We start from the raw sequence: 13,859 nt of genomic DNA on the forward strand, positions 1-13,859 counted from the left end.
GAGATAGTCGTTGAAGCCGTGTGCTTCAGCGGCTTTTTTTGTAGGAAAGGATCTGAACAACGATGGCGCCTAAAAAAATAGCAACCTGGGAATGGGTGGTGGCGGTTCTCATTCTGAGCGGCCCCTGGTGGTTGATTGGCGAAGGAATCGTGGGCTTCTTGACCGCCGATCCGAATCATCCGGACGTAGTGGTGCTTTTAGGAAGTCTTCCGTTAGCGCTATTTAGTCTCGTGGCGGTCCTTAGTTATCGGACCATGTGGAAACGCGCCACCCGACAGGTCCAACCACAGTCTCGCCGCCGATTATGGCGGATTTATTGGGGTAATTTTATCCTAGGCGTGGGACTGACGTGGTTGATGAGTGATATTCCGGATTGGTTGTTACGCTTCATTGGGTATCAACATTAGGCAAGGAGACGGTTAAGTATGTAGCAATGGGCTAGGTTTGGGGAAATCGACAGTTACCTTCTGTTGGCCAGCGGTCCCCTTGGGCTCATCGGTGAAGGGGCGTTGGCACCTTGGTCTTACTCGGGCTTCCGGTGTGGTTGATATTCTTGGGCGTCTTGCCCATTTTTTAAGCAATACTTGGCAGAAATTGCCGTCAACGGGACTTGATGCCTCAGCTTTGGTATGCTGAAGCCATAAACGAGGGGGAACGTTGACGTGAAAAAATGGCAAATCTGCTTAGAATGGGCCTTAAACGTGGGCGCGATTAGTTTACCGTTGCTGATTTTGGGCAGTGGTCTGCGGGGCATTATCACCCAAAGCCCGCTTCATCCGGATGCTGCGGTGGTCCTAGGGGGCTTGGGCTTGGCCATCATCAGTTTAGGCGGACTGCTGGTTTACGGAACTCGGCCAATGCGGCGGGACCAACGCTGGTTGCGGTGGGGGTATGGGGGCCTATTCGTCGTTGGCGTGGGGTTAGGCGGCCTAGCGCTCAATCCACCGGAATGGTTGTTGCGTTGGCTCATTCCGGGATATTAATCAATTAATCATAAATTTCGTTAAATTAATTCTTTAGCCTGTTCACCATCTCTTCCTTCCGGTATACTCAATGGGCAGAAAGTTTTAGGGGAGGAACGAGATGAAACGCATTCGCGAAAATGGGATTGATGGGGTCTTGGGGCTCATCATGTTTTATGGGCTAGGTGTGGTCTGCCTGATTATGTGGGTCGTCACCCGGTTTCAGCAGGGGTGGTTGATCGCCACCGTGATTTACCTAGTCATGGGCAGCTTCTTTTTACATACGACGTTGGTGGGCAAGGAACTGATCTGGGATCGCGTCCTGCGCGACGTTTCGCTGACCAAAGAGACCCGGGCGTTGGACGTTGGTTGTGGTCATGGGTTGGTGATGTTTAAGATTGCCCAGCGGTTGCCCTTAGGCGGCCACGTGACGGGCATCGATATTTGGCGTCAACGGGACCAGACCCATAATTCCCAGGCAGCGGTGGAGCGCCGCTTGGCGGTTTCTCAGCTGACCCAGGAAGCAGCGGTCCAGACCGCCGACATGCGGCAATTGCCGTTTGCGCCCCAGACGTTTAATCTGGTGGTGTCTAGTCTGGCGATTCACAACGTTAAACCCAAGGCCGGTCGCTTACAAAGCCTCCAGGAATTGAGCCGGGTGCTGCGTCCCGGGGGGCAAGTCGTGTTGGTCGATCTCGGGTTTTCCTGTCAGGAATACAAAAAGGCGCTCCAACAGTTAGGCTTTACGGACATTCACGTGACGGGCAACGGGTTAAACGGCTGGTGGGGTGGCCCTTGGATGCCGACCCTGACGTTACGCGCGACTAAACTAAAATAACCGAACATACATGGGGAACCCGCGCTGATTGCTGCGGGCTCTTTGCGTTTCCGGGAAAATCACGCATTCCCACGGCCACGGAGTCTATGGTACGATGAAAGCGTACCCATCATTCAAGGAGGTTCTTCCGATGTCCACTAAAATTATTCTCGACTGTGATCCCGGTCACGACGACGCGCTCGCCATGATGTTGGCGCTGGCCAATCCCGAAATTGACCTGTTGGCCGTCACCACGTCGGCCGGTAACCAAACGCCCGAAAAGACCTTACATAATGCCATGCGACTCTTAACGTTGATGCACCACCAAGAGATTCCCGTGGCGGGGGGCAACCGCACGCCGCTGTTAAAACCACTGGAGACCGCAGGCAACGTCCACGGCAAGAGTGGCCTCGACGGGGCTGAGCTGCCCGAACCGGACTTCGCCGTTCAACCGCTGACTGCCATCGAACTGATCGCCCAAACGTTACGGGCCAGTGCCGACCCGATTACCCTGGTCGTGACGGGGCCGATGACCAACATCGCCCTGTTCTTGCGGGTCTATCCAGAATTAAAGGCTAAGATTACGCAAATCGTCTTCATGGGTGGCGCCATGGGACTGGGGAATTGGACGCCGTCGGTCGAATTTAACATTTACGTCGATCCTGAGGCGGCGAAAATCGTGCTTAACGCCGGGATTCCCCTGGTGATGGCGCCGTTAAACGTGACCCACAAGGCCCAAATCATGAAACCCGAAATCGAGGTCATCGGCCACATCAACAATCCCGTGGCCCACGCCTTTACCGGACTGTTGAACTTCTTTGAGCTTTACCACGAAAATCCTAAATGGGGATTTCAGGGGGCACCGCTACACGATCCCTGCACGATTGCCTGGTTGATCCATCCCGAATGGTTCCAGACCGAAAAGATGGCCGTCGACGTGGAAACGACCGGCGAATTGACCCGGGGCGAAACGGTCTGCGATTACTACGAACTGACCGGTAAGCCTAAAAATACGGAAGTCCTCTTGAACCTAAACCGTGAGGCCTTCATTCAACTGATTGCGGACTCGTTGAAGACGTTTTAGGGCAATACCGGCGTAGGGCGTCACCGCTGTTTTCTAGTAAGTTTAACTCAATTAGAGTAGCTAAAAAGCGCGTAACCATAACGGTTACGCGCTTTTCTAATGGAGAAACTGAACGCTTATTTTGTCGCATCAAATTGGTAATTCCCGTTGTAGAACGGTACCCGGTAAGCCCGGTAGGCGTAGGCTTTAGAACCGGCGTTTTTCAGCGTGACGTTGAAGACTTGTTGACCGGACTTGGTGACTTCGATGACGTTACTTTCTTGGCCGCCATTCTTGAACCCAAAGTCAATCAAGACGTTGCCGTTGCTTTGCTTTTCGGCGTACCCGATGACCGGCGTGAAGTTGGTCTTACCCAACGACTTTCCGTAGGCCCAGGTTTGTTTGATGGTCATGTTCTTGGTATCCACGTGGTACTGAACGGCCTGCGAGTACTTACCCGAAGTCTTCTTGTTCCCGTTGGTGACGGCAATGTTGTTGTCGTAGAGCATGAAGTCTTCGCTGGAGGCCTTGGCCCCGTTCCCGTTGTTCAACAGGTACAACCCGTGTTGGCCCCCGGTGATGGTGGTGCCCTTAGTTGGCTTCAACAGGTATTGCCGGTAGGCTTTCGGCCAGGTTGAAGCCTTCTTGCCACTGTAGATCCACTTGATGTGGTTGGTCTTGTAATCCAGCTTCATGATCATGTCTTGATTACGGCTGGAAATCACGATACTCTTGTCGTTTTTGTCGTAATCGACGGCGTTTTGATGGAGCCAATCGACCTTACCGTCGCCGCCCTTTTTGTAGGTGGACCACATCGACTTAGGTAGGAGTTTCTTCATATCAATGACCTTGACGATTTTACCAGTGTTGTGGTCGACTTCGATCATGGTGTCTTCCTTGTATTTTGACCCGTCGGACACGGTGGCTAAGAAGTTATGGTTCGGCAGTTCGACCAGGTCGTGGTGAATGACCGTAGTTTCGGTGTTGGCCTTGGCTTCCTTCTTGCTGACGCTGGAGGAGTCCGAGCTACTGGTCTTGTTGGCGAACCCGTATTCTTTGTACACGCGGCCCAGGTAGTCGGTTTCGATCAGGTCGTTGTAGACGTCGGAATCGACGTTTTTCTTGGACAGAATCATGATGTGGCCGTTGGACCACTGTTCGATGGTGTGTTGGGAATAGTTGGTATCGTACCAGCGGACGTTCCCGTCGGCGTCGATGGCCAGCGGTTGCTTGGTGGTCCGGTTAAGAATGGTCAGTTTGTTTTTACCGATGCTCATTTTCGATTTATCGTTTTTGGTGACCGTTAGTGTGGCGTCCTTGATGTATTTGGGCAGGGCGCCGGTCTTCATGGACAGGGTCTTAGTTTGCGTTTCCCCGTTCTTATTAGTGGTCGTAATCTTGACCGTGTTGGTGGTGTCGGCGTACAGCCCGACGACCGGCACTTGGTGGGACTTGGTGTAGCCGCCCTTGACCGTGTTGGTGATCGAAGTGTGATCGGTCTTACCCACGACCGTGTAGCTGACCTTCTCGGCGTCACTGGTGGTAAACGTGACTAACGCGGACAACGGGGAGGAGCCGTAGGGGTTAACCTTGACGTACGGGCTATCCAGCGTGTACTTGGTATTTTCGGCGGCGGCCTTATAGGTTGCCGTCAACTTTTTTTGCGCGTCTTGGCGGGTGGTAATCACCTTGACGTCGAGATTTTTCTTGATCTGGGCCGTCGTTAACGAGGTCTTGTTGTCCTTGATCCCGTAAGTTTTAGCTGCCTCGGATTTAGCAGAACAGCCGGCCAGACCGACCGTGACCAGGGCGAGTGAGGCGATGACGAGTCGTCGCCAACGCCGGTGAGTAGTTTGCAAATGAGCCATCTCCTTATAAAATCGCCATAAAAATGGGGGACTGGTGGCGTGAGCCACTTATCCCCCAAGATATGTAACACTTCCAATATATCACGGCTATAAATCAGTAACGTTACAGAATTCTGATGAATTTCCGAAAAAAATGTGACGAAGTTGTGAAGTTCGGTTGGTGACCTGCTAAACCGTGACCCTTTAATTGATTTTTCTAAAGTAATTTTCTAAGAGAATCATATTTTTCCCTTAACAAGCCATCAGGACCCTTGGACGGTTGCGTGCTATAACTAAGGAACACGATAATGACGTAGGTCACCGGTAGCTTGAGGGCACAAACGTCCTAAGAAGCGCCGGGGAAAGGAAGGCATCCCGATGTCCAAAATTACACTAAAACTCACACAACAATTAAAGCAGGCGTCAAACCGAAAATTGATAAAAGATACCACCCTGGAACGGTGGTTTACGGGTGGCGAGTTAGCCGCCGACGTTGACCAATTGACCGACCATTTACGTGGCTTAAAAGTGGGTCACGGGGACGTGGTCCTGGTTTGTCTTCCCAATACGGCGGTTTATCCGGTCTTAGCCCAAGCTATTTGGGAGGTGGGGGCGGTGATGCATCCGGTTGCTGCCACGTTGCCAGCCGTCAAGCTGCAAAGCCTCTTAGGGGCCCACGACTACGTGGCGAGCGTGGTGGCACCGGGATTAGTGGACGCCGTGACAGTGGCCCGGCAGACGACGGTGGCGAAGCTCCAACTAAATACCGCCCCGGAATTGAGCCTGATTCGGGACCTCAACGTCACGAGCCACGCCGCGGCCACGCCGACCGACGAAGACCTGGCGCTGATTCTCAACTCGGTGGGGGCCGCTGGTCAGCTTAAATGGGTGGGCCTGACCCACAACCACTTACGGCACGGTGCGGAAGATACCCTTATCAGTCAGCGCCTGACGCCCCACGACACGACGATGATTGTATTGCCGCTGTCGGGGGTCAACGCGCAGGTGACGTCGGTCTTAGCGACGCGGTTATCCGGTGGGAGACTGGTGATTACCCCTAAGTTTTCGGTTCATCGTTTCTGGCCCCAAGTGCACGCCAATCACGTGACCTGGATCTCCGTGACGCCAGCGCTCTTAGACCGACTTTTACTGGATCCGGCGGCACGTGCAAGTTACCCCGGTCGGACGAATTTACGCTTTGTCCGGTGTTCGACTTCACTTGCCGGCGACAAATTGATGCAGTTTGAACAGCGTTACCAAACGCGGGTTTTAACGGGGTACGGGTTGGCCGAAACGGCGAATCAGGGAACGCTTAACCCGTTTGCCGCACCGAAGATCGGGTCGGCTGGTAAGCCGGTGGGGACTGACGTGGCCATTTGGATCGACGGCCACGTGACCCGTGCTAGCCGAGTCGGCGGTGAGATTGCCGTGCGGGGCGATCACGTGATCCAACGTTATCTGGAGCCACAGCCGGAGGCCTTTTACCACGGCTGGTTGCTGACCGGTGACCGTGGATATTTCGATGAAGACGGGTACTTATTTATTAATGGCCCAAAAAAGGCTATGATGAATAGAGGTGGTGAAGGGATCGCTCCGACACACGTGAACAACGCGTTAGGCTAATTACTGTTCGTCAAGAATCCTTGGTGATACGGTTGTCGAACGACCCGGATGGTGAAGCGAAAATTGTGACGGTAATTAGCTATTCCGAAAACCCAACCAACAACGGGCAGCTTTAGTGCCGGCTGAACGGTTGCAAGGCAGCTTATTCGGTCACGATTATCCGCGCAACACCACCGAAAAAGGCGACCGGCCCCAATTAAAGCGACAATTGATCGCCCAACGGAGCGTCGGCTAATTTGACTAAAGGATCGTGACGACATGACGCGAGTAGTAATTGCGGCGGATTCATTTAAGGGTAGTGCCACTTCTACGGAAGTGAACCAATATTTGGCAGCGGGGGTTAAACAAGCGGCCCCGGACGCAACGGTTCAGACGGCGGCCATTGCCGACGGCGGTGCGGGCACCGTTAAGGCAGTCATTGACGCGGTGGGCGGTCAACTGCTGACCACCTCGGTGTTGGGACCACTGGGCAAGAACGTGGACGCGCAATGGGGGATGCTCGACGACCAGACGGCCATTATCGAGGTGGCCGCGGCCGTGGGGCTGACCTTAGTGGGGGACACGTTAGTCCCGGTTTCATCTAGTACTTACGGTGTCGGTGAATTGATCAGCGCCGCCTTAGACCACGGCGCCACCACGATCTACGTGGGCTTGGGCGACAGTGCCTCCACGGACGGCGGCGCGGGAATGTTGGTCGCTTTAGGGGCGGGCCTCATCGACAATAACCAACAAAAACTCGACTTGGGCGGTGGTAGTCTGATGCGGTTAGGCCACGTCAGCTTCCGGGGCCTCGACGAACGCTTAAAACACACTACCCTGATTGGACTGACCGACGTATCCAACCCGTTAACGGGGCCGGAAGGGGCCGCCGCGGTCTTCGGCCCGCAGAAGGGCGCGCAACACGAAATGATTGCTCGCTTGAACCAAGGATTGGCCCGGTTACGGACCTTCGTGCCGATGCCGGATGGGTTAGCGGCGAGTCGCCAAGCGGGTGCCGGGGCCGCCGGGGGCACTGGCTTTGGGCTGTTGGCTCTGGGTGGCCAGCTGAAATCCGGTGCCCAGACGGTTCAAGTGCTGACCAAGCTCGATGAGCAATTGGCGACGGCCGACTTCGTGATTACCGGTGAAGGTCGGGTCGATAGCCAATCGTTGAGTGGGAAGGCCCCCATTGCGGTGGCGAACCTGGCCCAAGCGCGCCAGTTGCCGGTGGCCTTAGTTGCCGGTAGCGTGCAGGGCGACGTGGCCCCGATTCAGGCCACGGGCGTGACCGATGTCATCGTCTCGACGCCGGAGGGCATGACCGTGACCGATGCCATGGCGCAAACGCCCAATCTGTTAGCGCAGGCGGGGGCTAAGGCCATGTTGACTTACTTAGCAGAACACTAATTTAAGACAATTAAGGGCGACCCAGTTTAATTGGGGTCGCCCTTTATGGAATAAATTTACATTGAAATGCAACAAACGTTGTATTTTTTGAATTTATCTGAATTTGATCACTAACAAAAAATAGAAATGATTCTTTGCAGACACTGCGAAAAAGGACGCCATAAGTAAACTACACCCGACTAATCATAAAGATTGATCATTTAAATTACTGTAATTCCAGAGTTTTAGGCATTAGTTTCTACCCAATCACATATTTTTAAGCAAATCGGTGAATTGTTCCGTGAAAACACGTACTTTAGCTACTAAAGCATCTTTATCATTTTGTTCGGCAAGGCGACTATTTCTGATATCAGAAGCCATAGCGTCTAAGCTAGATTTTTGAGTCGCTGTTCCTGGAAGACGATTCTTCAATAGATCGTAGATATTCATCAAAACGTTTCTATCTTTTTCTGCTCCCTGAAGATCATTGCTACCATAGTCACCGATACTATCTCCGTAAAATGAAAACAGATTCGTAGCCAAACTTGGATAATCTACTAATCGACTGAACGTGTCCCCGTTAATTTGGTCTTGAAGATTTGGGGTCCCATGCATAATCATCTTTCTAACTAAACTTATATCATTGAGAACTGCATTTTTAGTTTTAGAACTATTATTTTTAATTTTGGTGTTTCCTGTAACTTTAGCAGCAGGGGCTTTGCCAGCCATTAAATATTTACTGTAGATCCACCCCTTCTTTTTGCCAGCCGTAATATAAGTCAATGAGACCTTTTTACCATGTTTTTTAACGATGGCTTGCTTAGTCGCATGCCAATTGGTATGTGGATACGACTTCATATGATAACGTTTCTTTGTCAGCTTGTCTGAGCTGTAGATGTTTCCTTTTTGACCGTGATAGATTGCCTTAGCAATTTTAGTAACGGAGAGAACACGTACTTTTTTCGTTGAAGCACTGGCCGTTGTAGAGACTAACAAAGGACTTGCTACACCTGACAAGGTTAACCCAAGGCTTGCGAGTGCCGCGTAACGTTTAAAATTCAACAGAATCGCTCCTTTAGAATATAATTACGGTACAGACCAATCATACTCAGGGCAAAGCACTTGGGACAAGAGGTTAGCTCATTTAAATATTTATAATATGTTGTTATCTTGAATTGCCGTGGATTCACGTAATTTTAAAAATTACCAATTTGTTGTATTTCAGTTAAAGATTTGGCGGATAAAAATAACCCGGGAAATCACAACGATTTCCCGGGTTATTTACGGTTAAATTTTAATTGAAGACGCGGGCGATTCCCGCAACGTCAGACCGTTGACCGTTCTTGATCGGTTGGACCATGATCCGTGGTGGCCAGCTCTCGATGACTCGGTTGTGTCCCAAGTAGAGGGCCACGTGCCAAATCGTTCGGGTGCCAGGTTGGTAATAGAAGACTAAGTCGCCGCGTTGCCGGTTTTGGTAAGCGACGTGCTTAAATTTCTTGCTGGCCCAGAGGTTCCGGGAGTTCCATTCGTTGCCCGGATAGGCGTGGTGAATTGAACTGATGGGAGCCGGGTTGATGCCACCGGCGTATAACGCCTGCATGACTAAGCCCGAGCAGTCGGTGCCGTAGACGGGTTTGGATGAAGAGCCGACCAGGTACGGGTTGCCCTTGTACTTGTAAGCCTGCTTGATCATGGCTTCGATGTGCGCGGAACGACCGTTCCAGGCGTGGGCGCCGAGTGGGGCAACGTAGCTATCGATGCTCTTAAAGCTCGACTTGGAGAAGCCCAGCTTGACCCAGGTCTTTTCGTTGACGTTCCCCGTAACCTTTAGGCCGTGTTTGCGTTGGAAGGCCTTAACGGCATTGTAGGTGGCCTGGTTGTACTTGTTATACCCGTTGGCCGTACCTAAGCGCCGCATGATCTTCCAGGTCTTGAGGCCTTCGTAGTTGCGCTTGACGGTGTAGCCGACCTTGCCGTAAGGCTTGATCTGGTGGTAGTTGACCTGGTAGTAACGTTTCGGGTTTTGGTAGCCGGCCGTTTTGGCGACGAACGCCTTGTTGGCCGTGACGTACTTACCGGTGTTGGTCTTTAAGACCGGGGCCTTACCCTTGGGCGTAACCACCTTAGAAATCTTGGCGTAATGGTCCGCCTTGATGGTCTGCGCCTTTTGGGTCCGCGCGGCGTTTTTGTAGTAAACGACCGTCTTTTTGGTGCGGATGATTTGGGGGTTAGTGGTGTAGTAGTCGCTCTTAGCGGCCGCGGGGGTAGCGATGAGGCTTAGCCCGAAGACGGCGGTCAAGGCGAGACTAGCGGCCCCGATAACTGACTTATGTAACACGTGAATTCCTCCTCCGAAAAATAGATTAATAACTTAATGCCCGGTAGGCATCGTGTTGCCGATGATTAGCCAGACCAACCTGCGTCATGCTGGTCTTTTTGTGAGTCCAGGGGTCGTTGTAGTAAGCCCGGGTGGCACTATAGCCGGAAAGGGTGATGGCGTGGTTGACGAAACCATCCACCCCGGCGACCCAGACGACCACGGGGTGGCCCTGATCGATTTTGGCCTTGAGTTGCTTAAACGACGCGCCGGTCAGATCCTGGGCACTCCCCACGTGGTGTTGCACGAGTTTCAGTAACGCCTTGGGATAGATCCACCAGCCGGACTTCGAATAGGGACTGCCCACAAAGCCCTTGTTTCCGTCATGGGTCTTGGTCTTGGGCATTTCCTTGGCCAGGCTCATTTTGGTGACTTTAGCGCCAGCGTACTTGAGCATCATGGTAGTGGCGGTGATTTCACACCCGGTCGGCAATTGGGGCCGTTGGGCAATTAATGGAACGTTTAATTGGTGGCGACTTTTAACGGTGCCGTTGCGATGGATCCACCCCGTTTGGGTGTGATTGTATGTAAATTTGAGCCAGAGGCCGTCGTTGAGCCGCTCCTCACGGGTGATGTGGACCATTTTGCGAGCGTACTGCCGGCCTGTGGCGATGGGGATCAGGTTCTTCGCACTGGTCTTCGCCCCACCCGTGGCGTAGACCTGGTAGTTGTGCGTCAAATTCGACCCGATCTGGGTGTAATAGTTGACCGTGGTCTTCGCCAGAATGGGCTGGTAGGGGGCAGTGGCGGCCTGAGCGCTGATAGCAAAGGTCAAACCGCCAATCACGGCCAGTAGACCACTCAGGAAACCACGATAGAGTCGGTGATGCGACATAGGAATCCTCCTTTATTAAAATGATGGTTTAACTTCATCATTATAGGGCTAAACGGTTCAAACAACAATGCGGCTGACAACGAGATTGGCCGTTAAGCCAACGCAAAAATTACGAGAGTGGGACAAAAGGCGATTAGCTGGCGAGCATGAACGACGGTTCGTAAGGCGGATAATCCCGAACTTGGATTATCTGACTTACGGGGTTAAGCGGAACCAACTGCCCTTTGGCGCACGTTTCGGCACCAGCTATTCGGAGACACAAAGGGTCTGGGACTTTTATCCCAGACCCTTAATTTTAAGCTCTTAGAAAAATTAATGATGGATTAAACGATTTGGGCACCCAACGCCGTTTTAAAGTGGCGGAGAGCCCAGTCGTGACCAGCCGCATCGAAGCTGGCTACGCCGTTTTGGTGAATCACCAGCTGATAACCCAGGTTATACGCATCGACGGCGGTGTGCAACACACAGATGTCGGTGCAGACGCCAACGAGATGAAGGGTGGTCACGTGGCGTTCGCGTAAGCGTAGATCGAGGTCGGTGCCGGCAAAGCTGCTATACCGGGTCTTGTCGAATTGCCACACGTTGGAAGCCGCTTGGTGTTGGTCATACCAGTCCTTTAAGGGGCCGTATAATTCTCGCCCCCAAGTTCCGCGGACGTTATGCGGCGGGAAGAGCTGACTTTCGGGATGGTAGGGGTCGTGCGGCGTGTGGACGTCGGTCGGCAGTAGGACCCAATCCCCACGAGCCGCCATGGTCTCGGCGAGCTTGACGATGGTGGGCGCGAGGACTTGGCCCGGTTGCCCACAGGTTAAGGCCCCCTTATCCGCGACGAAATCGTTGGTGTAATCGATAATCAGTAAGGCTTGATCGGTTGCCATTGGAAAACCTCCTTCTCAATTGGGTTTAGTATGCGGGGGTGGCCCCGCCCTGTCAACGAGTCGGCTCATCAATTTATTTATAAACGCCAGTTGACAGTGGCCTATTTACCACGCTATACTGTTGATGAATTGATATTATACGTCATATAGTATAGGGGGCCACGAAATTATGGCGATTCAAGTACCCACGGAACTCCTGGACGGTTGTGTCTTGGGGGTGTTAACGCGCCAGGATTTTTACGGCTACGCGTTGACGCAGGAGGTCCGGCAACGGTTACCAATTTCCGAATCAACTTTATATCCAGTTTTACGGCGGTTAAAAAAGAACGGTTGGTTGACGACCTATGATGAACCCTTTCAGGGGCGCAACCGCCGGTATTACCGTTTGACGCGGACGGGCCAGATTCAGCTGACCGTGATTCGTGAGGAGTGGGGCGACTTTAGTCAGGCCGTCACGACTTTGTTAGAGGGGGATCAAGCAGATGACTGAATACATTCAGGCGCTTCAAAAGCTACTTTTACAGCTGACGACCGCCGAACAACAAGACGTGGTTGAGTATTACCGCGAATATTTGCAGGAAGCAAACATCACCACCTACGAGGCGGCCGTGGCCGAATTGGGGACGCCGCAAACGGTGGCGCGCAAGGTTTTGGCCGATTACTCGATTAAGATGACGGAACAACCCGCAGGTCGTCAATCGGCGCCGGCCGGGACTAAGGCCAACGTCAAGATGATCTGGTTGGTGATTTTGGCCCTGTTGTCCACGCCCGTGACCATTCCACTGATCTTAGTGGTCGGCGCGTTGGTCGTGGCTGCCGGGAGCGTGGTATTTGCCGGCGTGGTCACCGTCTTGGCCTTACTGGTCGCCGGTTTCTTGGGCGGGGTAACGGGCGTGGTGGTGGGCCTCATGGCGTTATTTACCGCGCCGTGGACCGGACTATTTTACCTGGGCTTAGGGCTGATTGCGTTAGGCATTAGCTGGCTGGTCATGGTCGTGGTCGTGCGCCTGGTTCAGTGGTTAATTCAAGTGCTTGCAGAAATGGCTAAATGGGCCTATCGCCGGTGGGTCACGGACCGCACAGATAAACGGGGGGATCACGCATGAAACGGTGGAACATTGCAAGTTTAGTGGTCATCGTAGTAGGGATTATTTTAGTTATCTTCAGTGTGGGGCATCACGGGGCTAAGGCGCTGACCTGGAATGCGGGGGGCTTTCAGGTCGATAAACGCGAACGGACCGTGGTGCATCCGGGTGACTACGACAAGTTGGTGGTCAACACCAAATTACCGGTCACGGTCAAACCGGGTAACGTGAATCAAATCACAATTCAACAACAAAGTCTTAACCGGAAGAAGCACCCGGTCACGGCCAAAGTGGCCAACCATACTCTGACCGTTGCGGGGGGCGATAACCGGCAAAATAGTTTCCGAATTCACGGTCTTTCCGTGGGTTGGGACGACGAGGCTTACGATAGTAACGGGAAAATCACCATTGTGGTGCCCAAGACCACCACGGTGAAGACGGTGACGCTCCAACGTAACTGGATCGTGCGGTTAGAAAATCTGACGGTGAAAAACGTTACGGGGTCGCACGGCGGGAGCTTTCAAGCCAAGAACGTCACGTTTACCCAACCTCTGGATTTAAGTCGCGGGGACGCGGATATTTTCTTAACGAACGTGACGACGCCACGGGTGACGGCTAAGACCGGGGATGGCGACATCACGATCAAGCAGAGCCACTTTAAGCAAGCCAATAACGTTTTTCACACGGCGGATGGGGACGTCAGTGTGAAAAATACACACTTGGGGAGTGCGGACGTGACCAGTAACGACGGGGACCTGCATATTGGGCATAATCAAGTGACCCAACGCGTCAAGGCGCACACCGACGACGGGGACGCTTACGGGATCGTGAGTGACACGGCCGGGGTGTCCGTGCAGACGAATGATGGCGATATTCAGTTGATGGGGCGGAGCCGCAAGAGTGGCACGCACCTGCGCCCTAACGCCAAGGTCCAGTACGCCTTTAGCACCGACGATGGCGACATTACCGTGCGTTAAGCCGGCCAGGACTTGACGGTGATGGTA

General features: G+C 53.0%; 14 protein-coding genes. 9 read left to right on the forward strand and 5 right to left on the reverse strand.

Going from position 1 to position 13,859, the window contains the following annotated elements; all coding sequences use genetic code 11:
• Window positions 1-62: 62 nt before the first annotated feature.
• The 4 genes from FD25_RS03890 to rihA all read left to right on the forward strand — a co-directional run bounded on the left by FD25_RS03890 (window position 63) and on the right by rihA (window position 2,863).
• Window positions 63-407, forward strand: a complete 345-nt coding sequence (locus tag FD25_RS03890) for a hypothetical protein (RefSeq protein ID WP_057801528.1) — start codon at window positions 63-65, stop codon at window positions 405-407.
• Window positions 408-662: 255 nt separating this feature from the next.
• Window positions 663-983, forward strand: a complete 321-nt coding sequence (locus FD25_RS03895) for a hypothetical protein (RefSeq protein WP_057801530.1) — start codon at window positions 663-665, stop codon at window positions 981-983.
• Between the two features lie 100 nt (window positions 984-1,083).
• Window positions 1,084-1,800: a class I SAM-dependent methyltransferase gene (locus tag FD25_RS03900; protein ID WP_057801532.1), complete on the forward strand. Its 717-nt coding sequence runs from the start codon at window positions 1,084-1,086 to the stop codon at window positions 1,798-1,800.
• 130 nt (window positions 1,801-1,930) lie between these two features.
• Complete coding sequence (gene rihA / locus FD25_RS03905; protein WP_057801534.1) at window positions 1,931-2,863, forward strand: pyrimidine-specific ribonucleoside hydrolase RihA; 933 nt, start codon at window positions 1,931-1,933, stop codon at window positions 2,861-2,863.
• Between the two features lie 116 nt (window positions 2,864-2,979).
• Here rihA and FD25_RS03910 read toward each other — a convergent pair whose 3' ends face one another.
• Window positions 2,980-4,710 carry an aryl-sulfate sulfotransferase gene (locus FD25_RS03910; protein ID WP_146999923.1) on the reverse strand — a complete coding sequence of 577 codons (1,731 nt, stop codon included), beginning with the start codon at window positions 4,708-4,710 and terminating at the stop codon, window positions 2,980-2,982.
• A 357-nt stretch (window positions 4,711-5,067) separates the two neighbouring features.
• Between FD25_RS03910 and FD25_RS03915 the strand changes: the two genes are divergently transcribed.
• Window positions 5,068-6,312: an AMP-binding protein gene (locus tag FD25_RS03915; RefSeq protein WP_057801536.1), complete on the forward strand. Its 1,245-nt coding sequence runs from the start codon at window positions 5,068-5,070 to the stop codon at window positions 6,310-6,312.
• Between the two features lie 258 nt (window positions 6,313-6,570).
• Window positions 6,571-7,698 carry a glycerate kinase family protein gene (locus FD25_RS03920; RefSeq protein WP_057801538.1) on the forward strand — a complete coding sequence of 376 codons (1,128 nt, stop codon included), beginning with the start codon at window positions 6,571-6,573 and terminating at the stop codon, window positions 7,696-7,698.
• Window positions 7,699-7,944: 246 nt separating this feature from the next.
• On the opposite strand, the gene FD25_RS03925 is transcribed toward FD25_RS03920, so the two are convergent.
• The 4 genes from FD25_RS03925 to FD25_RS03940 form a co-directional block, all read right to left on the reverse strand.
• Window positions 7,945-8,739, reverse strand: coding sequence for a hypothetical protein (locus tag FD25_RS03925; RefSeq protein ID WP_057801541.1), 795 nt, complete (start codon window positions 8,737-8,739; stop codon window positions 7,945-7,947).
• 232 nt (window positions 8,740-8,971) lie between these two features.
• A complete protein-coding gene (locus FD25_RS03930; RefSeq protein ID WP_371862417.1) occupies window positions 8,972-9,952 on the reverse strand; it encodes a DUF5776 domain-containing protein in 981 nt (326 codons plus the stop codon).
• Window positions 9,953-10,043: 91 nt separating this feature from the next.
• Window positions 10,044-10,892, reverse strand: a complete 849-nt coding sequence (locus FD25_RS03935; RefSeq protein WP_057801545.1) for a C39 family peptidase — start codon at window positions 10,890-10,892, stop codon at window positions 10,044-10,046.
• Between the two features lie 323 nt (window positions 10,893-11,215).
• On the reverse strand, window positions 11,216-11,770 hold the full coding sequence (locus FD25_RS03940; protein WP_057801547.1) for a cysteine hydrolase family protein: 555 nt from the start codon (window positions 11,768-11,770) through the stop codon (window positions 11,216-11,218).
• 169 nt (window positions 11,771-11,939) lie between these two features.
• Between FD25_RS03940 and FD25_RS03945 the strand changes: the two genes are divergently transcribed.
• Genes FD25_RS03945 through FD25_RS03955 form a run of 3 tightly spaced genes read left to right on the forward strand, consistent with a single transcriptional unit; the run spans window position 11,940 to window position 13,832 of the window.
• Entirely contained in the window at window positions 11,940-12,260 is a 321-nt protein-coding gene (locus FD25_RS03945) for a PadR family transcriptional regulator (RefSeq protein WP_057801549.1), read from the forward strand.
• The gene (locus FD25_RS03950) at window positions 12,253-12,876 is read left to right on the forward strand and encodes a DUF1700 domain-containing protein (protein WP_057801550.1); all 624 of its coding nucleotides are present in this window, start codon (window positions 12,253-12,255) and stop codon (window positions 12,874-12,876) included. Before FD25_RS03945 ends, FD25_RS03950 begins: the two co-directional genes overlap by 8 nt.
• Window positions 12,873-13,832 (forward strand): DUF4097 family beta strand repeat-containing protein, encoded by a 960-nt coding sequence (locus FD25_RS03955; RefSeq protein WP_057801553.1) that lies wholly within the window; start codon window positions 12,873-12,875, stop codon window positions 13,830-13,832. Before FD25_RS03950 ends, FD25_RS03955 begins: the two co-directional genes overlap by 4 nt.
• Window positions 13,833-13,859: the final 27 nt, after the last annotated feature.

This window comes from Levilactobacillus acidifarinae DSM 19394 = JCM 15949 (genome assembly GCF_001434835.1).
GTDB lineage: Bacteria > Bacillota > Bacilli > Lactobacillales > Lactobacillaceae > Levilactobacillus > Levilactobacillus acidifarinae.

Bases quoted from the DNA above. Each gene is read 5' to 3' on its own strand.
- FD25_RS03890 (WP_057801528.1), top strand. From the start codon at position 63: ATGGCGCCTAAAAAAATAGCAACCTGGGAATGGGTGGTGGCGGTTCTC.
- FD25_RS03955 (WP_057801553.1), top strand. From the start codon at position 12,873: ATGAAACGGTGGAACATTGCAAGTTTAGTGGTCATCGTAGTAGGGATT.
- FD25_RS03950 (WP_057801550.1), top strand. From the start codon at position 12,253: ATGACTGAATACATTCAGGCGCTTCAAAAGCTACTTTTACAGCTGACG.
- FD25_RS03940 (WP_057801547.1), bottom strand. From the start codon at position 11,770: ATGGCAACCGATCAAGCCTTACTGATTATCGATTACACCAACGATTTC.
- FD25_RS03920 (WP_057801538.1), top strand. From the start codon at position 6,571: ATGACGCGAGTAGTAATTGCGGCGGATTCATTTAAGGGTAGTGCCACT.
- rihA (WP_057801534.1), top strand. From the start codon at position 1,931: ATGTCCACTAAAATTATTCTCGACTGTGATCCCGGTCACGACGACGCG.
- FD25_RS03945 (WP_057801549.1), top strand. From the start codon at position 11,940: ATGGCGATTCAAGTACCCACGGAACTCCTGGACGGTTGTGTCTTGGGG.
- FD25_RS03910 (WP_146999923.1), bottom strand. From the start codon at position 4,710: ATGGCTCATTTGCAAACTACTCACCGGCGTTGGCGACGACTCGTCATC.
- FD25_RS03935 (WP_057801545.1), bottom strand. From the start codon at position 10,892: ATGTCGCATCACCGACTCTATCGTGGTTTCCTGAGTGGTCTACTGGCC.
- FD25_RS03900 (WP_057801532.1), top strand. From the start codon at position 1,084: ATGAAACGCATTCGCGAAAATGGGATTGATGGGGTCTTGGGGCTCATC.
- FD25_RS03915 (WP_057801536.1), top strand. From the start codon at position 5,068: ATGTCCAAAATTACACTAAAACTCACACAACAATTAAAGCAGGCGTCA.